This is a genomic window from Neobacillus rhizophilus, assembly GCF_018343535.1.
In the GTDB taxonomy this organism is placed as follows: domain Bacteria; phylum Bacillota; class Bacilli; order Bacillales; family Cytobacillaceae; genus Neobacillus; species Neobacillus rhizophilus.
In genome coordinates this window covers 559,597-581,177 of the sequence record NZ_JAGYPF010000005.1, presented here as the reverse complement: position 1 = coordinate 581,177, position 21,581 = coordinate 559,597, and the positions used below count along the sequence as shown (strand labels likewise).

Here is a 21,581-nt window from a genome sequence, read left to right as displayed (position 1 = left end):
TTTTTCATCATGTCAGGAAAACGAGAAGCAGTGTCAGCCCTGCTGCAATCATAAATAGATAGGCAAAAATAGCTGTAACAAAACGGAGTACTCCTGTTAATTTATACCTGCTCAAATAAATGGTTATAATGGCGAGAAACATTAAAGCCATTCCGCCAACGGATATCCACATTTTTAACATACCTGGTGACAACGTAATCCCCCCTTGTCCGAATGTTATTATAACATAAAAATAAAAAACTGAAGTAAAGAGGGGCGAGTTCTTTACTTCAGCCAGGTCAAAGACTAAATAACCCATACTCCAGCGTCATACTACCAAGTTGCTTCGATGCATTGTATGCATTTTCATGTTAAAGCGTATCAGAAGAATGCCTATTTTTTGAGGGAAAAGACACATTTTTTCGTTATATATGTCTTTCATCTAAAATATTAACCAAATCTTCCATCTCATGCGTTTTGCTGCGGCCCATTAATACCTCTACCCCGTCTTTTGCATTTTTGCCATTAAACAAAACATCATAAAGCACACGGGTAATAGGCATTTTCACTTCATATTTTTCGGCCAGCTGGTAAGCAGCTTTCGTGGTTCTGACACCTTCCACGACCATGCCCATGCTATCAAGTACTTCCTCTAGGGTTTTTCCTTTCCCTAATAAATTTCCTGCTCTCCAGTTTCTTGAGTGAACACTGGTGCATGTGACAATTAAATCACCTATTCCAGCCAAGCCGGAGAAAGTTAACGGGTTAGCTCCCATTTTTGTGCCAAGCCGCGCGATTTCTGCCAATCCTCTTGTCATAAGGGCAGCTTTGGCATTATCACCATAGCCCAAACCATCGGTAATTCCTACAGCCAAAGCAATAATATTTTTCAAGGCACCGCCAATCTCAACCCCAATTACATCGGAATTCGTATAGACACGGAAATTGTGGTTGATAAATAAATCCTGAATTTCTTCAGCTGCCTCCATATTTTCCGAAGTAACCGCAACCGTTGTCGGGTGTCTGAGACTAACTTCCTCGGCATGGCTTGGACCAGAAAGAACAACGACAGCATCTAACAGCTCTTTAGGCATTTCTTCCTTAATGATTTCCGAAATTCTCATCAAAGTATCGGGCTCAATCCCCTTACTTACATGCGTTATCGTAATCGGAGAAGTTACGACAGCCTGAATTTTCCGAATGACCTCGCGAATGGCCTTTGTGGGAACCGCTAAAATAACATGCTTAATATTTGCCAAGGCATCGCTTAAGGAAGCATAGCCAACGATTAATTCAGGAAGTTCTATTCCAGGCAAATATTTTTTGTTTGTGTGAAACTGATTAATTTCTTTAACTTGTTCCTCATTATGGCTCCACAACCGGACCTCGAGTCCATTATCCGCCAGCACCATCGCCAGGGCTGTCCCCCAGGACCCAGCACCGACGACGGCAGAAGCCTTTTGTTTCTCTTCCATTAAGATCACCGCCTCAAGGCTATTTTCTTTCTCTTGCAAAGATTTTAATAGGGGTGCCTTCAAAGCCAAATGCATCCCTTATCCTGTTTTCAAGAAAACGTTCATAAGAGAAATGCAGTAATTCTGGTTCGTTGACAAAAATGACAAAGGTTGGTGGCTTCACGGCAACCTGTGTTGCATAATAAATTTTTAATCGTCTGCCTTTATCCGTTGGCGTCGGGTTCATGGCAACCGCATCCATGATAATATCGTTTAAGACGCTTGTTTCGACACGCATAGCATGGTTCTCACTAGCCAAATTAATCATTGGCAGCAAGGTATGGATTCTTTTTTTCGTTTTTGCAGATAAGAAAACGATCGGGGCGTAATTAAGAAACAGAAAATGATCTCTGATCTTCTGCTCAAACTCTTTCATCGTTTTTTCATCTTTTTCAATAGCATCCCACTTATTAACGACAATGACGACCGCTCTTCCGGCTTCATGGGCATAGCCGGCGATTTTCTTATCCTGTTCAATGATTCCTTCTTCCGCATTAATGACCACCAAAACCACGTCTGACCGTTCAATGGCCCTAAGCGCACGCAGAACACTATATTTTTCGGTGCTTTCGTATACTTTTCCTTTTTTTCTAATTCCTGCTGTATCGATGATAACATATTCTTGTCCTTCGTACGTATAAGGAGAGTCGATGGCATCACGGGTTGTCCCGGCGATATTACTGACAATCACTCGGTCTTCTCCTAAAATGGCATTAACCATAGAAGATTTTCCGACATTCGGACGGCCAATTAAAGAAAACTTAATAACATCTTCACCATACTCTTCTTCTCCGCCTTTTGGAAAATGGTTTGCCGCCGCGTCCAATAAATCCCCCAGGCCAAGTCCATGAGACCCCGAAATCGGAATCGGCTCACCAAACCCAAGTGCGTAAAAATCATAAATCATATCCCGCATTTCAGGATTATCGATCTTATTAACCCCTAGGATAATTGGTTTTTTTGTTTTATAAAGAATTTTCGCCACTTCTTCATCGGCAGCCGTAACCCCTTCTCTTCCATTCGTTAAAAAGATAATGACGTCAGCTTCATCAATCGCCACTTCCGCCTGCTGCCGGATTTGCTCCAGAAACGGCTCATCACCAATATCAATCCCGCCTGTATCGATGATATTAAAATCATGGTTCAGCCATTCGCCTGAGCTATAAATTCGGTCTCTCGTCACACCTGGGATATCTTCAACAATGGAAATTCGTTCACCAACAATTCTATTAAAAATAGTGGATTTTCCGACATTCGGTCTTCCCACAATGGCAATAACAGGTTTAACCATTCTAATCGCCATCCTTTCTTATCCGTTAATCAAACTTTTTTAGTATGTAAAGTTACTAAAAATGATGAAAGAACCCTTCGGGGTACCCCCAGAAGGGTCTAACTATCCTATCTTAGCAAATGTTAATCTCCTCCTGCAATGGATAGGGGGAATAAATCTTGTTATGAAGATTTTTGTTTTGCTTTTTCCAAAAAATGAAAATGATTTTGCAGTACTGCTCCTGCATTTTCCAAAAGGCTCCAGCCAACCGTTACTGCGGAAATCAACGCACATACATCTAAATACGCAAAATCTCCGATCGAATGCGGAAATTGAAATTTATTTAAAATATACGTATACAATATCTCTCCCTGCATGGTTCCACTAAATATAATCAGCAGTCTCCCCTTTAACGTGTTTAGCAGGATTATGGCCAAATAGCCGATACCGATTCCCATCATCCATTCCTTCTTAAATATTAACCAAACCGGGTCAAATATTTCGAACAAATGGAAGGTTACGTATGCGATTGTGATTATTAAAGAACAAATGAGAAGGTATATGATTACCCGCTGCTTTTCTTTGCTTATAAATAAATATGAATAACTTAAGATGACAACCGCGTTTGCATAAACGTCAACCATGCCGAAACTAAAATGATGGTTTGAAAAAATAATCAAGATTAATACCGCAGCCGCAAGCCTTAGCCGATACGGGTTATCCTTAGGTAAAATAAACGTAAGGTAAACCCAAAACATCCAAAAAATCAAATAAAATGCCGCACCTTCCATACATACACCTCCTATTATTATCATTATTGATATTCTTGATGAACTTTTATACTCACTGAATAATATTTCCTGTGTGATTCATCTTATAAAGAGGAGGTGTAGAAAAAATGGGAAAAGACCGCCAAGAGAAAAAGCTGAAAGCAAGCAGAAGAGTGGAGTCAGACCGTGATCATGCCTTGCACTATAAGGGGGCCACGAAACTGTCAGGTCCTGATGAGGCAAGAGGTTTAAATGATGGGAAGGACGACTACTAATAGAAAAGCGGAAGCGCCTTGACCAGGGGCTTCTGGCCCCGAGCCCTAGGGCTGCAGCCAGCCAATGAAGAAAAGCTCCTGCTTTTTGCAGGAGCTTTAAAATTGTCGCTGGCTGTATTGTTTAGTATCAATTCCTCTTTGGGTTAACCAGTGATAAGTCTCCCCAGAAATAATCAAGGGAACATGTTTTAATTCCGAAATGGATTTTGCCCCTAAGGCTGTCATAATAAGAGTAATCTCCATAAGCAGTTCCTGCATTTCATCTACTAATGCTTCTGTCCCTTTTTCTACAAGAATCCTCAGGAAATGGCCGGCAATCCCGATCGCATCCGCTCCCAAGGCTATTCCTTTGACGATATCCAAACCGTTCATAAAACCGCCAGAGCCAAAGATGGAAATGTTGGAAATGGATGAAGCTTCAGCAATAGAAACAGGAGTAGGTATGCCCCAATCAGTGAAAAAAGGGAGGGATTTCTCTCTGCGTTTATTTTCGATCTCCGCAAAGTTGGTTCCTCCGGCTCCCCCACAATCGGCAATTTGCACCCCTATCGAGAAAAGCATTTGAACCGTTTCACGGGACATCCCAAAGCCCACCTCTTTTACGATCACCGGGACTTCTACACCGTTTACGATGGATTCAATTCTTTTTAAGGCTCCTGAAAAGTCACGATCCCCCTCCGGCATGGTCAGCTCTTGGATCACATTTAAATGAATTTGCAGCGCATTTGCTTCAATCATTTCAATTGCATATTTTGCATCGTCCAACTTTGCTTCACTGCCAAGATTGGCAATCAAAACTCCATTCGGATTCTCTTTACGGGCCACTTCATAGGTATAGCTTTGAGTACGGTCCTTAACAGCCGACATTTGTGAACCGACAGCCATCGCCAATCCAAGCTCACTTGCAGCAATGGCCAGTTCCTTATTAATCGAATAGGTTTTTTCACCGCCGCCGCCCGTCATCGCATTGATAAAAATAGGCGAACTTAAATAAAGTTCGCCTATTGTTTGATTTAATCGAACATCACTAATACCAATATTCGGTAAGCTTTGGTGAATAAATTTGATATCATCAAATGCTGAAGAACGCGTTTGCCCATTTTCAATAGCTAGGCGGATGTGATCCCATTTACGTTCCAATCTAGACACGTTTTATCACCATTATTTTCTCAGATTCTTTAACTTATCTCCAATCATTTCACCAAGCTGGAATCCTTTTGATTCTTCCGGAAGTTCATAATCGTAGGTTTCCTCAACCTCTTTTTCAAGAAGCTCCTTGATGCTCAAAGATAAGCGCTGCTCTGCTTCATTTGCATCTAAAACTTTAACGGATACCTCTTGTCCTTCCTTTAACACCTCATGAGGGGTACCAATGTGTTTATGGGCAATCTGGGAGATATGAACAAGCCCTTCAACACCTGGGAATACCTCAACGAAAGCGCCATAAGAAACCAATCGTTTAACGGTTCCGGTTAACACACTGCCCTTTGGAGCCTTTTCTGAGATGTTTGACCAAGGTCCAGGAAGTGTCTCTTTAATGGATAATGAGATTCTTTCGCTGTCACGATCCACGCTTAAGACTTTTACATTAACGTTTTGGCCTTCATGTACAACATCTGTTGGTTTATTGACATGTTCGTGTGATAATTGGGAAATATGGACAAGTCCGTCAATTCCGCCAATATCAACAAAAGCACCAAAATCAGTTAATCTTTGAACTGTACCTTCAATGATATCACCCGGCTGAATTGCATCAAGACGGGATAGTTTTTGCTTCGCCTTTTCCTGTTCAACAACAGCACGGTGGGAAAGGATTAAGCGATTTTTTTCTTTATCAAGCTCGACAATTTTAAAAGTAATCGTTCTGCCCTTGTAGTCGCTAAAATCCTCGACAAAATATGTCTCAACAAGGGAAGCAGGGACAAAGCCGCGAACTCCAAGGTCGACAACTAGGCCGCCTTTCACTACATCTTTTACTTCAGTTTCAATAACCTCGCCGCTTTGGAATTTCTGCTCAAGGCTTTCCCAAGCTTTGCCGGCATCCACTTTTCTTTTTGAAAGAATTAATGCTTCTTCTTCAACCTTCATTACTTCAAGCTCTAGTTCATCGCCTTCTTTAACGGCATCAGAGGCTTTTTCAATATGCAGGCTTGATAATTCGCTGATTGGAATAATCCCATCAAGTTTGCTGCCTTGGATATCTACAAGCACCTGCTTTTCTTCTACTTTAGTAACTTGTCCGGTTACCTTGTCGCCAACTTCAAAGCTTTTCACTTCTACCTGATTTAATTCTTCAGACATATGTAATCCTCCTTAATCCATTGACTAGCAAAATCTATAATTATCTATAAATTCTGATTTGCCCAAAATTGAATCTCATTATTTAACTTCTTATAAATCATGTATTTTGTCAAGCGGAAACCTATCGATCCTCTTTAATAAGTTTATGAATTTCAGCCATAATTAATTCAGTGGCTACTTCCGCAGATGCCTTCGAAGTTCTAAGTTCGTCCATTTGAATAGGTTTCCCATAAACTACCTTTAACTTTTGCAGGTTTTTGTAAGGGCCAAGAATCGCACACGGAACAACAGTACAATTCGTTTTCAAGGCAAAGAACCCAGCACCGGCAAGACCTTTCCCTAATTCCCCAGTTTTACTTCTCGTTCCTTCTGGAAAAAGTCCAAGCACATGCCCATCCTTTAAGATGTTGATTCCTTTTCTTAGTGCTTCGCGATCACTCATTCCTCTTTTTACAGGAAAAGCGTTACATTTCCGCACGATGTTCCCTAAGACAGGGACTTGGAAGATTTCCTCTTTGGCCATAAAATAGACAGGTCTTTTCCCGGTAATCCCGACAATAATAGGGTCAAAATTATGAATATGATTGGAACAAAGGAGCACGCCGCCTTCTTTTGGAATATTCTCCGCTCCAATCGTTTCAACTCGATACCACGGTTTAAAGATTGCGTTTACTACTGATCTGGCAAAGGTATAAAACGTCAACTCATCCAATCCTTTCGTGCACAAGAGCCATAATTTTATCGACTACTTCCAGAATAGTCAAAGAGGTGGTATCAATTTCGGTGGCATCTTCCGCCTTTTTCAAAGGAGCTACTTCTCTTTCAGAGTCGATTTTATCTCTACGCGCAATTTCTTCTTTTAGTTTTTCCAAGTCTGATGGGAAACCCTTTTGAAGATTTTCATAATGGCGCCGCTCAGCTCTTTCGTCCACACTGGCGAGTAAAAAGACTTTTACCTCTGCATTCGGTAAAACATGGGTCCCAATGTCACGCCCATCCATGACAACACCGCCGCTTTTCGCAAACGATTGCTGTCTTCTCACCATTTCTTCCCTTACCCGCAGATGTTTGGAAGGAATGGATACCAAATTGGTTACTTCAGATGTGCGGATTTCGTTAGTAACATCCAGATTATCAAGTAAAACGATTTGCCCGTTATCAGAAGGCAGGAGTCCTATTTCTGTTTTGAGCAGCATTTCCACTAGGGAGTCTTCATCTTCAAGATCAAGATTGTTCGCAATTGCTTTATATGTCAACGCCCGATACATGGCACCTGTATCAATGTAAATATACGATAAGTTTTCTGCGACAATTTTTGCTACAGTGCTTTTACCGGCAGCAGCTGGCCCGTCAATTGCGATGGATATTTTTCTATTCATAAGTCCTCCTAATGAATATCTAAAGTTGTCTATTTCTATTTTACCATAAGAGAATGGAATCCTTCCTTAATTTAATCCATTAAATCAAAAAAAGCAGGCAAGCCTGCTCAGATTGTAGAGAAACTAACGATAGCTTCTAATTTTTTACTTTATTTAAAAATTCATGGCATTAATTTTTGTTTATATATTTATTAATATATAAGCTTTTCAGGACAAATGGGAAGGAATCCGAATGGAAAATGTCCAATAGAAGGTTTCTTAAAGACAAAACAGTCGCGGCTTTGAGTGAAAATGTCCAATAGGAGGCATCTAATGGACAAAACAGATCGTGTTAGGTGTTAAAATGTCCAATAGAATACTTCTATTGGTCAAAACGGGTGGTTATTAATGTAAAAATGTCTAACAGAACGCTTCTAATAGACAAAAAGGATCGTGTTAGGTGTTAAAATGTCCAATAGCAGGCATTTCTAACTGCCTGCTAAAAAAAAGAATTGCAACACACAGCAATTTTGGAAAAATTGTGTTGCAATCCTAAGGTTGGTTTGCATCCCTGTTGATTGGAGCAGAGGGCACTCGACTCTTGCGGTATCGAGAGGTCACTGGAGACCCCACTGGCGCATAGCGCCGAGGAGGCTCCAGGACCTCCCCGCGGAAAGCGAGTGCCTGGAGCGGAAATCAACAGGCCCTTTAGCAGAGACAATCAATTAATAAATCTTTAGTTTCCTTGAAAGGTCTGGAGTATTTCGGTGATGGAATTTTCGTTGACGCCTTCGTATTTGGTTAGCTGCTGCAATTCCGGCAGCGTATCAAGTTGATGCAAAAAAAATTGCGTTAGAAGTAAAAACAGAAATTGTATGATGATTATCTTCATTAAAATTTTTTCGATTTTCTCCAAATCCATTCACCCCAAAACCAAGTTATTCCTATTATGGGGGCTGATTCGATATTTTATTCTCAATAGCGCACCAGTAGAGTAAGAAACTGATTTCAGAGGGATAGCCTTTCGGCTATCTCTTTTACTTTCAGTTCCTCCTCATCAAACCGTACGTGAAGTTTTCCCTCATACGGCTTTCCGACGTTCTTCTTTCTTTGGCTTTACGGAGACTAACTAGCCAATTTCACTAATAAATGACCAATTTCTTTTCGTACGTCTATTAAATTCCCATGTTTCATACGACTATTTCTTTTCTTGTTATAGAATAATGTTAGGCGTTCTAACACATACCAATCAATCCGATTAAGCCATTTCTTTGCATTAAGTGATATGAGATAGTAATTTTTGAAACCTTGTAGTTTCTTGTTTAATCCGATCACCAAGTCATGAATATCCATGTACAATTTTGCCCTTGGCTCAGTGTATGCCTTAATTTTTGCACGCATTTTCTTCATTGCGTTCTTTTTCGGGATGTGTGACATCACAAATAATGTGTAACCGCCTTTCCGACGGATTGGAAACTTCCTATTATGAAATCCTAAGAAGTCAAAACCCTCTATATCATCCCAAAGATGAACCAATCTTGATTTATCTCGATTAATTGAAAGGTCCAGTTTTCCCATTATTGCTTGAATAACTTTAATGCTTTTAAGTGCATGTTGTTTAGTGTTGCACATGATGACGAAGTCATCCGCATACCTGACCAGTTCACCTAAATGATTAAATCGCTTCTCCCAAATTTTATCCATTGTGTTTAAATAGATATTCGCTAACAGCGGGGAGATAACACCACCTTGCGGTGTTCCAGAAATCGGATTTCTAATCTTACCTTCTTCCATGATGCCCGCCTTCAGCCACTTACGAATTAGCTTTAGAACTCTGCGGTCACTGATACGTTGTTCGACCAATTTCATCAATTTATCTTGGTTGATGTTATCAAAATATCCTTGGATATCGACGTCTACTACCCAAAAACATTTCTTACTCGCTTTTCGTATCTTTGCCATGGCTTGATGAGCATTACGTTTAGGACGAAAACCAAATGAGCAATCATGAAAGTCAGCCTCAAAAATAGGTTCAATAACCATCTTAGTAGCCATTTGTGCAACTCTATCTTTAATGGTTGGGATTCCTAATGGACGTTTCTTCCCGTCATCCTTTGGTATGTAGGTTCTTAGGACTGGATTGGGATGATATCTGTTCTCTTTCAACTCTAGGTAGAGTTCGTTCAAGAACTTCTTCTCTCCGTATTCCTCGACGATATTTACAATCGATTGTCCATCTACGCCCCCACTGCCTTTCTTTCGTTTCACACGTTGCCAGGCTTCCCATAGGATATCAGGACGATAAATTTTGTCATATAAAGCATGAAATCTACGGCTAGTGTTTTCCTTGGCACAAAGATATAACGTCTTCCAGAGTTCTTGAGCTTTTACTTTATTGGTGTAGTTAGCCATTTTCTTGGCATTCACTGACTCTTACCTCCTTCCAACATATGAACGAAGTAGGGTATTGGCTTTTGCCGTCCTTCCCTAGACAATGTTATGTTGTCATTGTCATCATTGGTACTATGACCCCCTCCGACTCCCTCTCATCCATTCACCACTTCGTTTACACTTATAGGTTTCTGCTTTACTTTCGTATGAAAGTGACGAGGAGGGTATCCCCAGTTCCGTTAATTACTTTCCTAACATGTCGCTCCCCTTACCCCGAGAGATTCCTTGGTGCTGCTTTCCCAAGTTCTTCACACCTTCCATGGTCTTCGCCCATATACTCAAGGCTCGACTTCTCTTTAGCCACCGACGGTGGGTTCCTTTGACGAGACGGCAGGATTCACTTAATGTTACAACCTGTTAGTTTGCTCGCACTCTGCTAGAGAGTTACTTTGTCACAGGGCTTCAACCTTAGAGTTTCTTCACCAGTTGCCTGTCAGCTACTGAGCGTCTTAGTACTTACTCAGATTGGACTTTCACCAATTAGCAATTAACGGCTTGCTGGGCACGCAATATAGAAAGGAAAAGCAAGCGCTTTTCCTTATAAAACACCTTCATACATATTTTCCGCATTTTTGAGTTTATCCACTTTTTCTTCCATACCTGTTTTTGCATTAATAAAAATGCGGTAAGTATCTTCTCCCATTGTCCCAAGAAATTCGTAACATAATACTTCCTCATTTAAATCATTGATGACAACAGCAAGACGGTCCTCCATCACCTTTAAATTTGGGTTCACTTTCTTTCTAGCATCTTCAAGTGTAATGGTTGGTTTATCTAAATTTCTTGTTTGAAAGGACTTTAAGTAATCCTCCGCAGAAACCCCGACAATATCGCCATTATCTAGTGCAACCTTAACCTTTACCGATTCCGGATAGATTCTGACCCCATTAGTTGTGGTGACAAAATTAAAGACACCAACATTATCATATTGAAAACTTTCAAAAGTCTCTAAGTCTTTAAAGCCGGTTTCTTTTAAAAAAGCAAGTGCTTTATTATTGGCATCATTCAAACTGATGGCCTGCTTATCGATCGGGCGGTTGTTCATAAACCAAATGGGATGGCCGGCCTTTTTGGTAATGTCCATACTAGCTTCCTGACCAGTTTGGTTATTCCTTACGGAAACACTGTAAAAGCCATAGTCAGACCCTTTGCCATTTTTGGTGACCTTCACATCGGCATTGTCGTCAATTTTCATATATTTTTTCGCAATGTCAGCTGCCTCTTGCTTTGTAATGGATTTCCCTTTAATTTTTTTATAGTTTTCATCCTTTTTTTGCAAATTTGTTAAGGTAAGCCCCTGGGCAGTTTCTTCATAGCCGCTGACGGTTTTCTCAACCGTTTTGAAACCGTCAATAATCGTGTTATCTGTATTTTCCTTACCTGAGGCCAGGGCAAGCTCAACATCCATCCAGCGCAAATTATTCTTTAGTACCATATGCTGGACTTTTCTAAGCTCGGACTGGATTTGACCGGATTGCTTATAAAGGGACTTCAACGTTTCGTACTCCTGCTCAGAAAGGGGCTCCTTATCCAAATCCCTGGCGGCAGTCCGATAGCTGAAGTTTCCGATATTCGCAAGAAATTCCTCTGTTTTATTAAATGGCAGCAGCGTCAATGGAAGCTGCCCAACATCGCTGTGCGCCTGTGACGTGAGTCTCCAAACTTCAATTAGCGACGGCGATAACGAACTTCTTGAGTTCATAGCAAGTGTTGTGCCAATTTTGTCATTTAAAAGGTCCATTCGATAAGTAAGATTATGGAACGCCCGTTGATAATTGTTTTCTGCATTTAAAAGCACCGCGTTTTTCTCTTGATGTTCCTGGTAACCCCAGTAGGCAGTACCCGCAATAGCTATCGCGAGAACGCCAATCAATATTCCTCTAATCAACTGTCTTCACCTCTACTTGCAAAAAATATGTTGGCCAATTTTTTTAATTTGCGGTCTTCCCCAGATCCATCCGCTCGTTGCCGTTGCCGGATTAAAATAATACAAGGCTTCGCCGGTAGGGTCCCAGCCATTTATCGCATCGATCACTGCTTTCTTGGAAGTTTCATTCGGGGTCAGCCAAATCTGTCCATCAGCAACTGCCGTAAATGCTCCCGGTTCAAAGATAACTCCTGAAACCGTATTTGGAAATGAAGCACTTTGTACCCTGTTTAGAATAACTGCAGCAACTGCTACCTGGCCGATATATGGTTCACCTCTCGACTCCCCATGAACGGCATTGGCCATCAAGCGGATATCATTTTGTGAAAAACCGGCCGGAGTGTTCGCAGCGGTGGGCTTTTTGGCAGGTGCTTGCGGTTTTGCATTTGGTTTTGCCGCAGAATTATTGCCCGCCTTATAGTTTTTGCTCGCCTTCACGAGTTTCGCTTTTGTATTTGGTCCTGCCATCCCATCAATCGGCAGCCCAAATTCATACTGGAAATTCCGTAATGCCCAATAGGTCCTCCAGCCGAAAACGCCATCCACCGTCCCTGTAAAAAACCCTAAATGTTTGAGCCTTTCTTGTAATTCAATGACATCGGTGCCAACCGCACCATGCTGGATTACCTGTCCCGAAAAAGCTTGAACCTGATTGGTTTTCACGAATGGTATCGGCGTTATTAAAAGGGATAAGATTAGCAGATTTATTAAAATCGGTTTCTTCAACATGGAACATTAACCCCCATTTGTAAATCTTTTTGCATTAATCCTATTTTTTGTTTAAATGGTGTTTTTATTCCAATTAAATAAAGAAAACTCGTCGATTGGCGAGCCTGTAAGGGCGAAGACAGAGGCGTAGTTGCACTTATGCGTTAAGAAAGTATAAAATTTGGAAAAATTTTATACTTTCTTATTAGCTGAAAAAACCCAACATCAATGATGAAGGGTCTTTTTAAGTGAATATTGTTTTTTAAAATGGTTAGCACTTAACAATTTCGCTTTTTTCACTTTTCTAAGTCCAAACCACCATAGAAAGATCATGAAAGGAAATATGATAAGCAGCCAATTTTCTAAAGATAGCAGGATTAAATCGTAAAAGCCGTGCAGAACAAATGGGAGTAACAACGACAAAGCAAGCCATTTCGCTTTATTGCCTTCGGTAAACTTTGCCTTGCCAAAATAAAATCCCATTATAACCCCAAAAAGTGCATGACTGGAGACCGGAAGCAGCGCCCGGGTTACGGCATGTTCAATGCCGTTAGCAATCAGGTAAAAAATATTCTCAACGGTAGCAAAACCAAGGGAAACTGCCGCACCATAGACAATTCCATCAAATGGTTCATCAAATTCAACATGTTGATAAATGGCATAAAAAACAATAAACCATTTAAAAAATTCCTCAAGAAAACCGGTACTGATAAATGCGTTAATCATGCTTGAATCAAGTAATTGCTCTGTCTTTAGGACATGCTGGATAAACATAATCGGAAATACCAACAGCGCACCATACAAAAATGTTCTAAGAACAAGGGGAATAGGCTCAGATTCATATTCATCTTTTAAATAAAAATAACTTAGCAAGGCCAAGCCGGGAGCGATCCCGGCAGATAAGATTCCCAGCATGATGAACCTCTTTTCAACTCCATTTTCTTAAGTCTAACATGGAAATGACGTAAGGAAAATGAAAGATTTATTCCAGCTTCCATTAATATTGAATATTTTCCAGGCCGCTTGCTAGCGAAACAGCAAGTTTAATTCTTGCCTTTTTGGAGTCATTATCGCTGCCAAGGATGACTCCCTTTTTATAAAGATCATAGGCACTGCCCTCGTAATCATAGGTTGTGTAAACTGAACCCTCTTCAGCACTGGTGGTAACGACCATCTTAATTCCAGCTTTTATTGACAGTTCTATTTCTTCCATCATTTTAGGGGCAACCTGGCCGCGCCCCACCCCCTCGAGGATGATTCCTTTTACTCCCGCTTCTCTAGCAGCCTTAATAAATTTTCCATCGGCACCAATATAGCATTTAATGATCTCAACCTGGGGGATAGCTGTAAGAACCTTATAAAATTCCCGTTTTATAGGCTTTTGATAAATATGAACCTGGTCGTTATCAATGATTCCTAGATAGCCAAATCCAAAGGAGTTAAACCCCTGAATATTGGATGCGTGTTCCTTCTTGACGTATCTTGCTGCAAAAATCCGCTCATTAAAAACGACAACTGCCCCGGCATCATGCAAATCTTTAGAACAAGCTGAATAGATGGCATGCCTAAGGTTAATGTAGACATCACTCCCCAAATCTTCTGGGGAACGCTGTGATCCGGTTACTACAACTGGACGGGAATCAGCAATTGTCAAATCAAGGAAGTAGGCTGTTTCTTCCATTGTATCTGTCCCGTGTGTGACGACCACTCCACAAACAGTATCATCTTTAAAATAGCCCTCAATTTTTGATTTTAATAAAAGTAAATCGTCAAAAGTGATATGAATACTAGCTTTTTGAAAGACAGATTCAACAATGACTTCAATATCATTCGGCAATTGGCACATAGCGGCCAGTTCTTCACCCGTTAAAGCACCAGATGCAAGTTTTCCAGAATCTTTATTTGGCTTGCTTGCAATTGTACCGCCTGTAGTTAACAAAACAACCTTTTTCATAGTAATATCACCCTTTTGATTCTTTCTCTAAGATGGAACTCGCAATTTGTCCGCCATGAAATCTTCCATTTTCGATAAAGATTTCATTTGCATTGTTGCCGGCCGCTAATACCCCTGCGATATAAATCCCCTCTACGTTTGTTTCCATCGTTTCAGGGTTAAAAATCGGCCTTCCTGATTCTTGGTCGATTATCACTCCCATATTTTTTATGAATTGATGGTCTGGGTGGTAGCCAGTCATAGCAAACACAAAGTCATTTTTTATGGTCTTTCCTTGGCCTTCTTTTACATAGATGACCTCATTTTCAGTTATTTCTTTGACATTTGCATTAAACTCCATGTGGATGACTCCATTCCGGACCAAGGATTCAAATTCCGGAAGAATCCACGGCTTGATACTTGGAGAATATTCATTTCCACGATATAAAACAGTTACTCTCGCACCCGCCTTTACAAGCTCTATGGACGCATCTACACTGGAATTTTTTCCGCCTATAACACAGACATCCTGGTCAAAATAGGGATGCGCTTCTTTAAAATAATGAAACACTTTAGGCAGATCCTCACCATGTACCTTCATAAAATTGGGGTTATCATAGTAGCCGGTGGCTATGACAACATATTTGGCACGATAAGTATTCTTTTCTGTTACAACTGTAAACAATTGATTGTCTTTTGTCACTTGCGTCACTTTTTCAAAGGGATTAATACGAAGCTTTTTTCTTTTTGCAACCTCTCTATAATAGACTAGAGCTTGATTTCTTTTTGGTTTATAATTTTCGGTTAGAAAAGCGACATCACCAATTTCCAATTTTTCACTGGTACTAAAAAAGGTTTGATGTGTTGGATAGTTATATAAAGAGTTTACGATGTTGCCCTTTTCGATGATAAGCGGGCTTTTCCCTATTTCCTGTAAGGCGATCCCAGCCGCCATTCCGCACGGTCCCCCGCCAATAATAATTACGTCTTCTATTTGCACAATGGAACACTCCTTAAAACATTCATGCATCTGTTTTAATATATAGAAAAAACTCCTACCTGTTAATGATAGGAGTTTTTTCTATATATTTCAATGGTAACAACTTAAATCCAACCCCTGAAGCGGCTTGCTTCAGCCATTTTTCTTACACCAACCATGTAAGCAGCAAGACGCATATCGACACGACGAGTTTGGGCTGTATCATATATATTGTTAAAGGATTTGACCATCACTTTTTCAAGCTTTTCTTCTACTTCTTCCTCAGACCAATAGTAACCTTGGTTATTTTGCACCCATTCAAAATACGAAACAGTTACTCCACCTGCAGAGGCTAATACGTCAGGTACAAGAAGAATTCCGCGCTCGGTTAGAATTTCCGTAGCTTCTAATGTAGTAGGTCCGTTTGCGGCCTCAACTACGATGCCGGCACGAATATTGTGGGCATTCTCTTCGGTAATTTGGTTCTCAATTGCTGCCGGAACGAGAATGTCACATTCCAATTCAAGCAGTTCCTTATTGGTAATTGTGTTATTGAAAAGCTTTGTTACTGTTCCAAAACTGTCCCTTCGGTCGAGCAGGTAATCGATATCTAGTCCATTCGGATCATAAAGTGCACCGTAGGCATCTGAAATCCCTACTACTTTGGCACCTGCATCATGCATGAATTTTGACAAGTAGCTGCCAGCGTTGCCGAAACCTTGGACAACGACTCTAGCTCCCTCAATATTGATGCCTCTCTTTTTCGCTGCCTCGCGGATACAAATAGTGACCCCTTTTGCTGTTGCCGACTCACGACCATGGGAACCGCCAAGTACAAGCGGTTTGCCAGTGATAAAACCAGGATTGTTAAATTCATCAATCCGGCTGTACTCGTCCATCATCCAGGCCATTATTTGCGAGTTTGTAAATACGTCAGGAGCAGGAATATCTTTTGTTGGGCCGACAATTTGGCTGATTGCCCTTACATATCCGCGGCTTAATCTTTCAAGTTCACGGAATGACATATCGCGCGGGTCACAGATAATCCCGCCTTTACCGCCGCCATATGGAAGATCAACGATTCCGCATTTTAAGCTCATCCAAATTGAAAGGGCTTTCACTTCTGTCTCTGTTACACCCGGATGGAAGCGAATTCCTCCCTTTGTCGGGCCTACTGCATCATTATGCTGGGCACGGTATCCAGTAAATATTTTTACAGATCCATCATCCATTCTAACTGGAATCTTGACTGTCATCATTCTTAGCGGCTCTTTTAAGAGCTCGTATACCTCTTCAGGGTAACCTAATTTTTCAAGGGCTTTATGTATAACGGTCTGTGTTGATTTTAACACATCGTGCTTACCCTCATGATTAGTCTTTTCATTACCTTTTTCGGTAGACATTTATAAACCTCCTAAGAAAATACTAAAACGATTAATGTCCGCTATCAGTCACAAGTATACACCTTTAGGCAATTAATGCAAGAACAAAAATCCACCTTTCCTTTTATATAATGTGATTATGCAAAGGCGGTCATTCGCATTTATTTGCTATTTTAAAATAACAAATAGCATTGTAAAAAAACTTAAGGAGCGGTTTAACCCCCTCCTTATTAGATATGTGTATTATTCATTTGAAATAGTGGAGAAGGGTTTCGATCGCTGCGTGACCGACGATGAGTTTTCCGTATTCCTTTAAGACATACGGACTTAATATGGATGCATTGCCAAACTCCGACATCAATGAGGCGGTAATAGAGCTTTGTTCGGTTTCTATTTTTGTCAGCAAAAGAAAGTAGCGGCTTCGATATACATATAGACTCCCACCATAAATACCTAATAAGGAAAGCCGTTTCGCAAGACCGATTATATCTTCAAATTCTTCAAATTCATATAAAAAGTCCTCACAGCCCCCTACTCTTACCTGCATTTCAATTAAACCCTCATCCAATGCTTCCTCATCTTCCCGGGTATGGTCGACGGTAATAATCATGATAATTCCTTGAGCATGAAGGGAGAAAATTTCAACCGCTACCGAACCCCTTATATCAACATCGAATTCTTCACTTGCCTCTTCAAGCATATCGTGAAAGAGCTGATTCCATTTGCCGGATTCTTTCCAAATATCCTCCTTGGAAAGTCCTCTTTCAAACAAATCATCGGACGTTAAAATAATTTTTATTTTGTTTGCTGCTAAGCGTTCTAAGCGCATGTTTTTGCCCCCTGCTAGACATCTCTTATGTTAGATTATGAAAGCAGAGAGGCGGTTGTGAATTGTCTCCCTTAAATGAAAACTCGCCGATTGGCGAGTTCGATAGGACGGTTCATGAGGCGTAGTAGAATTTATCCTTTCATATTAGCTAACTAAGGGGTATCGGTTCCTTTTCTGACAGTAATCAAATGGCACTGTGTCGGGGCTCCCAATCTAAGGGGGATGGCAGTTGTTCCATAACCGTTGCTAATGAAAAGCAGTGTTTTCTGAACCCTTTTTATTCCCCCTTTTTCCCCGGGACTGAATCCAAAAAGACGGATTTGACCACCGTGTGTATGCCCACTTAAAATCAGCCGGATATTCTGCTTTGGCCCAACTTTCTTGATAATATCCGGGGAATGGCTGACCAAGATTTTAAAGTGATTGGCCTCTGTTCTGTCTAAGGCCAACTCAAGCCGGTCCCTTCCTAAAGTGACATCGTCAACTCCAAGTAAAAAAATCTTTTCGCCATGGTTTGAATGCAGGCTGACGGCTGAGTTATCCAAGACATTTATGTCAGTTTCCTGAAACACCGTATGTAACTGATGCAAATCGGCCTCATAATCGTTATTTCCCCATACAAAATAAACGGGACCGATTTGTCTTAACTTCATTAAATTGCTCCTAACTTTTTTTAAAGGCACATTTCTTTCTGTTAAATCTCCTCCTACCACAACAAAATCAGCATTTCCAATAGCTATTTGAATGACTTTTTCAGAAATTGTCCGTTTATGAATATCGGAGATAAAAAAGATGGAGATCCTTCCAAAGGAATCAGGAAAATCCGGAAAAAGCAATTCATGACGGACCACATCATTTAAAAAGGCCTCTCGTAGCATATATAAAAGGAGACATAATCCAATGATGAGAATAATAAGCAAGATAATAGGGATGATACCCATTTGACATACCCCTTTAAAACTTTAAGATTCTAATGAAATGGTACCATAAACGATACTTAAACAAAAAAAGACAAGTGCCTGCTCCCAGCCAAATTGAAAAAGAATCAAAAATACCATTACTAGAATCACCAATTCAAACATCTTCAAGAGGAGAAGATGTTTCTTTCGTGCATCTCTTAACATATGTATGAATTCCTTTATTAGACCACCCGAAAGAAGCACACCAAAAAACAGGGCTAAGGAGGCAGCCAAAAACTCAAAAGGATGTGTAATCAGACCGATAAAAAAATCAGCCAATACAAATGGTTGCGGTATCCAAATCCAATTACTGAATAAATAGCCGAACAAATATATAAACAGAATCCTCCCTACTTCAATCATTCAAAAAATCCCCCCCATAACAATGTATGAGAGGGATTGGTATTATTTCCACGGTTCAATATTTTTACACTTCTTCAATGCTTAAAATACGGAAGCCATGTTCTTCAAGCTTTCTCGTAAATTTATCAATGTTATCTTTCTTTTCAATTTTCATGACAATTCTTCGGACCAGCTTATCTGTTTCGTCAAAGGTGACCAGCGAAATGATATGCTCGTGAAAATGATGGGCGATTTCCGATAAGCGGGCGATCCGTCCTTCAGTCTCAACTGATGTAAACGCAATCCTCACCCCGGGGCGATTGACTCCAAAAGCACTCTCAAAGAAGCTCAGAACATCTGAGCGAGTTATCACCCCTAGAAAATTACGATTCTCATCTACTACTGCAAGCAGAGGAAAATCTTTTAAATCAAGCATCGTCCTTTCGAATAGTTCCGCACCTTCTAAAAACATTTCTTGGTGGGTAGCAATGTCTTTCACACTCGTCGTTGTTAAATATTCTTCCTTTGTTTTATTGGAAAGAAAATAATTTTCATAAATCCCATATCTGGTCACTACACCGACATATTTATTACCTTGCAAAACAGGAAGGCCATCAATTTGCTGAGCTTCTAATCGATCCAAGGCTGCTTTAAGTGTTTCGTTTTCCTGTGCTGTAATACAGTCATGCTTTGGAATCATCATATTTTTTACGAACATTTTCCTATCACCTCTAAGGTTAATACTTCAACTACATTATAATTCTATGTCAGCGTTCAAAAACCTTTCATTTATTAAACTTTTATGTCATGTCATAAGAATATTATCATATGATTAACTGATGCTGAAATAAAGGGAGGGTTTCCATGAACACTCATCTCAAGACCTATCATCCGTATGTAAGTCCTTTCGACCCCTGTAAGCCGATGCTTGAAAAAAAATATTCCACACCGCCTCATTTATATATGGGTTTTCAACCGCCAAATCTCCCACAATTTTCTCCATTTGAGGCTCTTAAAGCAGGTACGCTTTGGAAAGATTTCTATGATCCCTGGTACGGCCCCAATGAAATAGCAGAAGGGGGTATCCCTTCATGAAGCAAGTTCCTGCCGAGTATTATCAATTGATGGAACAGCTCCAAGCCGTCGACTTTGTCCTAGTCGAGCTCACTTTGTATTTAGATACCCACAATGATGATCTTGAAGCGATAAACCAATTTAACCATTATGTAAAGGAAAGAAAGAGAATAAAAAAAGCCTTTGAAAGCCAATTTGGTCCCCTTCAGCAGTTTGGCAACAGCTACTCGGGCCATCCTTGGAATTGGGACGATTCACCTTGGCCTTGGCAGATTTAAAAGCGGAAGCGCCCGTTTAGCGGCGTATGGCCTGGAGCGCTTCGACTGAGATAAACACGAAGAGCGATAGCGCATTCGTGCTTGACTTATCGTAGGGAGAAGAGCGAAGGACACTAGCCGTTGGGCGCTGGAGCTTGATAGTGTTAGATGTTCAAAGGGAGGGATAAAGGAAAATGTGGATATATGAAAAGAAACTGCAATATCCTGTCCGTGTCAGCACCTGCAACCCGATGTTAGCCAAATTTTTGATAGAACAATATGGCGGTGCAGATGGAGAGCTTGCTGCAGCGCTCCGATATTTGAACCAACGATATACGATTCCAGACAAAGTCATCGGACTTTTGACAGATATCGGAACAGAAGAGTTTGCTCACTTGGAAATGATTGCCACTATGGTCTACAAGCTTACAAAAGACGCTACTGTTGAACAAATGAAGGCAGCAGGGCTTGACGGGCACTATGCCGATCATGATAAAGCCCTATTTTACCATAATGCCGCAGGAATTCCTTTTACCACTCAGTATATCCAAGCTAAAGGTGACCCAATCGCCGACCTTTATGAAGACATTGCTGCAGAAGAGAAAGCACGGGCAACTTACCAATGGATTATCAATATGAGCGATGACCCCGACATAAATGACGGTCTTCGTTTCCTACGGGAAAGAGAAATCATCCACTCCCAACGCTTCCGCGAAGCGGTCGAAATTTTAAAAGAAGAAAAAGGAAAGAAGAAGATTTTTTAATAAGGAAGAGGCAGAGATTCTGCTTCTTTATTTTTTTTCATGATATAGATTGATATCGTAATTTTTTTTCATCATTGCAAAAACGATATGGCGGTTTTTCCACTCTTCTTCCTTCTTCCAAAAATCTTTACTACGGTCAGCAATCTCAGCCCTCAATTCCTGGTATTCCTTCTCCTTCTTATCCTTTTGCTGCTTCAAAATATTCATTGAACCGTACCCAATGATCGTAATCGCCATTAAAAATATGATAACCGAATCATTTAACGAAGCAGAAAACATGGCAAAAAAGGAATAAGAATAATATTTCGCAATGGCAAAATAAAAATAACAAAAAAAGACGGCAGCCATTAAAAGAGTCGAATAGATAGAAAGATAATGTAACTTTTCTGCTTTATCAAATTTTCCCTTCTTTTTCCGGACATTTTCTAGAACCTGCTTGGTCGCTTCATCCGTATGCTCAAGCTCCCTTATTGGAGAATCCATATCCATCCCTCCATTTCTCCATTAAT

At 40.5% G+C, this 21,581-nt stretch carries 25 protein-coding genes; 4 read left to right on the top strand and 21 right to left on the bottom strand.

From position 1 onward, the window contains the following. Nucleotides 1-7 precede the first annotated feature (7 nt). The 4 genes from KHA99_RS25835 to KHA99_RS25820 form a co-directional block, all read right to left on the bottom strand. On the bottom strand, nucleotides 8-193 hold the full coding sequence (locus KHA99_RS25835; protein WP_213120354.1) for a DUF2768 domain-containing protein: 186 nt from the start codon (nucleotides 191-193) through the stop codon (nucleotides 8-10). A 211-nt stretch (nucleotides 194-404) separates the two neighbouring features. After that, nucleotides 405-1,454: an NAD(P)H-dependent glycerol-3-phosphate dehydrogenase gene (locus KHA99_RS25830; protein ID WP_213120353.1), complete on the bottom strand. Its 1,050-nt coding sequence runs from the start codon at nucleotides 1,452-1,454 to the stop codon at nucleotides 405-407. Between the two features lie 19 nt (nucleotides 1,455-1,473). Next, complete coding sequence (gene der, locus KHA99_RS25825) at nucleotides 1,474-2,784, bottom strand: ribosome biogenesis GTPase Der (RefSeq protein WP_213120352.1); 1,311 nt, start codon at nucleotides 2,782-2,784, stop codon at nucleotides 1,474-1,476. 161 nt (nucleotides 2,785-2,945) lie between these two features. Then, complete coding sequence (locus KHA99_RS25820) at nucleotides 2,946-3,554, bottom strand: YphA family membrane protein (RefSeq protein ID WP_213120351.1); 609 nt, start codon at nucleotides 3,552-3,554, stop codon at nucleotides 2,946-2,948. 107 nt (nucleotides 3,555-3,661) lie between these two features. Here KHA99_RS25820 and KHA99_RS25815 point away from each other — a divergent pair, with 107 nt between their 5' ends. Beyond that, nucleotides 3,662-3,808, top strand: a complete 147-nt coding sequence (locus tag KHA99_RS25815; protein ID WP_213120350.1) for a YpzI family protein — start codon at nucleotides 3,662-3,664, stop codon at nucleotides 3,806-3,808. 96 nt (nucleotides 3,809-3,904) lie between these two features. On the opposite strand, the gene fni is transcribed toward KHA99_RS25815, so the two are convergent. The 16 genes from fni to KHA99_RS25735 form a co-directional block, all read right to left on the bottom strand. After that, on the bottom strand, nucleotides 3,905-4,957 hold the full coding sequence (gene fni, locus KHA99_RS25810) for a type 2 isopentenyl-diphosphate Delta-isomerase (protein WP_213120349.1): 1,053 nt from the start codon (nucleotides 4,955-4,957) through the stop codon (nucleotides 3,905-3,907). Nucleotides 4,958-4,969: 12 nt separating this feature from the next. After that, entirely contained in the window at nucleotides 4,970-6,109 is a 1,140-nt protein-coding gene (gene rpsA / locus KHA99_RS25805; RefSeq protein ID WP_213120348.1) for a 30S ribosomal protein S1, read from the bottom strand. 121 nt (nucleotides 6,110-6,230) lie between these two features. Then, nucleotides 6,231-6,812 carry a lysophospholipid acyltransferase family protein gene (locus KHA99_RS25800; RefSeq protein ID WP_213120347.1) on the bottom strand — a complete coding sequence of 194 codons (582 nt, stop codon included), beginning with the start codon at nucleotides 6,810-6,812 and terminating at the stop codon, nucleotides 6,231-6,233. Between the two features lies 1 nt (nucleotide 6,813). Beyond that, the gene (cmk, locus tag KHA99_RS25795) at nucleotides 6,814-7,488 is read right to left on the bottom strand and encodes a (d)CMP kinase (protein ID WP_213120346.1); all 675 of its coding nucleotides are present in this window, start codon (nucleotides 7,486-7,488) and stop codon (nucleotides 6,814-6,816) included. A gap of 715 nt (nucleotides 7,489-8,203) precedes the next feature. Further along, a complete protein-coding gene (locus KHA99_RS25790) occupies nucleotides 8,204-8,383 on the bottom strand; it encodes a DUF5359 family protein (protein WP_213120345.1) in 180 nt (59 codons plus the stop codon). A gap of 209 nt (nucleotides 8,384-8,592) precedes the next feature. Next, nucleotides 8,593-9,894: a group II intron reverse transcriptase/maturase gene (gene ltrA / locus KHA99_RS25785; protein WP_213116059.1), complete on the bottom strand. Its 1,302-nt coding sequence runs from the start codon at nucleotides 9,892-9,894 to the stop codon at nucleotides 8,593-8,595. Nucleotides 9,895-10,456: 562 nt separating this feature from the next. Continuing rightward, nucleotides 10,457-11,806 (bottom strand): germination protein YpeB, encoded by a 1,350-nt coding sequence (ypeB, locus tag KHA99_RS25780; protein ID WP_213120344.1) that lies wholly within the window; start codon nucleotides 11,804-11,806, stop codon nucleotides 10,457-10,459. 12 nt (nucleotides 11,807-11,818) lie between these two features. Then, complete coding sequence (gene sleB, locus KHA99_RS25775; RefSeq protein WP_213120343.1) at nucleotides 11,819-12,574, bottom strand: spore cortex-lytic enzyme; 756 nt, start codon at nucleotides 12,572-12,574, stop codon at nucleotides 11,819-11,821. A 204-nt stretch (nucleotides 12,575-12,778) separates the two neighbouring features. After that, nucleotides 12,779-13,468: a glutamic-type intramembrane protease PrsW gene (prsW, locus tag KHA99_RS25770; RefSeq protein ID WP_213120342.1), complete on the bottom strand. Its 690-nt coding sequence runs from the start codon at nucleotides 13,466-13,468 to the stop codon at nucleotides 12,779-12,781. A gap of 82 nt (nucleotides 13,469-13,550) precedes the next feature. Next, nucleotides 13,551-14,507 (bottom strand): asparaginase, encoded by a 957-nt coding sequence (locus KHA99_RS25765; protein WP_213120341.1) that lies wholly within the window; start codon nucleotides 14,505-14,507, stop codon nucleotides 13,551-13,553. Between the two features lie 7 nt (nucleotides 14,508-14,514). Continuing rightward, nucleotides 14,515-15,486, bottom strand: coding sequence for a YpdA family putative bacillithiol disulfide reductase (locus KHA99_RS25760; protein WP_213120340.1), 972 nt, complete (start codon nucleotides 15,484-15,486; stop codon nucleotides 14,515-14,517). 104 nt (nucleotides 15,487-15,590) lie between these two features. After that, a complete protein-coding gene (locus KHA99_RS25755) occupies nucleotides 15,591-16,868 on the bottom strand; it encodes a Glu/Leu/Phe/Val family dehydrogenase (RefSeq protein WP_213120339.1) in 1,278 nt (425 codons plus the stop codon). A 226-nt stretch (nucleotides 16,869-17,094) separates the two neighbouring features. Continuing rightward, nucleotides 17,095-17,676 carry an adaptor protein MecA gene (locus KHA99_RS25750; RefSeq protein WP_213120338.1) on the bottom strand — a complete coding sequence of 194 codons (582 nt, stop codon included), beginning with the start codon at nucleotides 17,674-17,676 and terminating at the stop codon, nucleotides 17,095-17,097. A 152-nt stretch (nucleotides 17,677-17,828) separates the two neighbouring features. Beyond that, nucleotides 17,829-18,611, bottom strand: coding sequence for a metallophosphoesterase (locus tag KHA99_RS25745; RefSeq protein ID WP_213120664.1), 783 nt, complete (start codon nucleotides 18,609-18,611; stop codon nucleotides 17,829-17,831). Nucleotides 18,612-18,638: 27 nt separating this feature from the next. Further along, nucleotides 18,639-18,998 (bottom strand): hypothetical protein, encoded by a 360-nt coding sequence (locus KHA99_RS25740; RefSeq protein WP_213120337.1) that lies wholly within the window; start codon nucleotides 18,996-18,998, stop codon nucleotides 18,639-18,641. Between the two features lie 64 nt (nucleotides 18,999-19,062). Next, nucleotides 19,063-19,695, bottom strand: coding sequence for a CBS domain-containing protein (locus KHA99_RS25735; RefSeq protein ID WP_213120336.1), 633 nt, complete (start codon nucleotides 19,693-19,695; stop codon nucleotides 19,063-19,065). Between the two features lie 146 nt (nucleotides 19,696-19,841). On the opposite strand from KHA99_RS25735, the gene KHA99_RS25730 reads away from it, so the two are divergent. The 3 genes from KHA99_RS25730 to KHA99_RS25720 all read left to right on the top strand — a co-directional run bounded on the left by KHA99_RS25730 (nucleotide 19,842) and on the right by KHA99_RS25720 (nucleotide 21,072). Then, a complete protein-coding gene (locus KHA99_RS25730; RefSeq protein ID WP_213120335.1) occupies nucleotides 19,842-20,072 on the top strand; it encodes a spore coat associated protein CotJA in 231 nt (76 codons plus the stop codon). After that, on the top strand, nucleotides 20,069-20,329 hold the full coding sequence (locus tag KHA99_RS25725; RefSeq protein WP_213120334.1) for a spore coat protein CotJB: 261 nt from the start codon (nucleotides 20,069-20,071) through the stop codon (nucleotides 20,327-20,329). The genes KHA99_RS25730 and KHA99_RS25725 overlap by 4 nt, the downstream gene beginning before the upstream one ends. A 173-nt stretch (nucleotides 20,330-20,502) precedes the next feature. Beyond that, nucleotides 20,503-21,072 (top strand): manganese catalase family protein, encoded by a 570-nt coding sequence (locus tag KHA99_RS25720; protein ID WP_213120333.1) that lies wholly within the window; start codon nucleotides 20,503-20,505, stop codon nucleotides 21,070-21,072. Nucleotides 21,073-21,099: 27 nt separating this feature from the next. Here KHA99_RS25720 and KHA99_RS25715 read toward each other — a convergent pair whose 3' ends face one another. After that, nucleotides 21,100-21,555: a DUF2663 family protein gene (locus KHA99_RS25715; RefSeq protein WP_213120332.1), complete on the bottom strand. Its 456-nt coding sequence runs from the start codon at nucleotides 21,553-21,555 to the stop codon at nucleotides 21,100-21,102. Nucleotides 21,556-21,581 lie beyond the last annotated feature (26 nt).

Coding starts and splice junctions, on each gene's coding strand:
- cmk (WP_213120346.1), bottom strand. CDS start 7,488: ATGAATAGAAAAATATCCATCGCAATTGACGGGCCAGCTGCTGCCGGT.
- KHA99_RS25725 (WP_213120334.1), top strand. CDS start 20,069: ATGAAGCAAGTTCCTGCCGAGTATTATCAATTGATGGAACAGCTCCAA.
- KHA99_RS25765 (WP_213120341.1), bottom strand. CDS start 14,507: ATGAAAAAGGTTGTTTTGTTAACTACAGGCGGTACAATTGCAAGCAAG.
- KHA99_RS25740 (WP_213120337.1), bottom strand. CDS start 18,998: ATGATTGAAGTAGGGAGGATTCTGTTTATATATTTGTTCGGCTATTTA.
- KHA99_RS25720 (WP_213120333.1), top strand. CDS start 20,503: ATGTGGATATATGAAAAGAAACTGCAATATCCTGTCCGTGTCAGCACC.
- KHA99_RS25815 (WP_213120350.1), top strand. CDS start 3,662: ATGGGAAAAGACCGCCAAGAGAAAAAGCTGAAAGCAAGCAGAAGAGTG.
- KHA99_RS25730 (WP_213120335.1), top strand. CDS start 19,842: ATGAACACTCATCTCAAGACCTATCATCCGTATGTAAGTCCTTTCGAC.
- sleB (WP_213120343.1), bottom strand. CDS start 12,574: ATGTTGAAGAAACCGATTTTAATAAATCTGCTAATCTTATCCCTTTTA.
- KHA99_RS25750 (WP_213120338.1), bottom strand. CDS start 17,676: ATGCGCTTAGAACGCTTAGCAGCAAACAAAATAAAAATTATTTTAACG.
- KHA99_RS25755 (WP_213120339.1), bottom strand. CDS start 16,868: ATGTCTACCGAAAAAGGTAATGAAAAGACTAATCATGAGGGTAAGCAC.
- KHA99_RS25735 (WP_213120336.1), bottom strand. CDS start 19,695: ATGTTCGTAAAAAATATGATGATTCCAAAGCATGACTGTATTACAGCA.
- KHA99_RS25830 (WP_213120353.1), bottom strand. CDS start 1,454: ATGGAAGAGAAACAAAAGGCTTCTGCCGTCGTCGGTGCTGGGTCCTGG.
- KHA99_RS25715 (WP_213120332.1), bottom strand. CDS start 21,555: ATGGATTCTCCAATAAGGGAGCTTGAGCATACGGATGAAGCGACCAAG.
- prsW (WP_213120342.1), bottom strand. CDS start 13,468: ATGCTGGGAATCTTATCTGCCGGGATCGCTCCCGGCTTGGCCTTGCTA.
- KHA99_RS25820 (WP_213120351.1), bottom strand. CDS start 3,554: ATGGAAGGTGCGGCATTTTATTTGATTTTTTGGATGTTTTGGGTTTAC.
- rpsA (WP_213120348.1), bottom strand. CDS start 6,109: ATGTCTGAAGAATTAAATCAGGTAGAAGTGAAAAGCTTTGAAGTTGGC.
- der (WP_213120352.1), bottom strand. CDS start 2,784: ATGGTTAAACCTGTTATTGCCATTGTGGGAAGACCGAATGTCGGAAAA.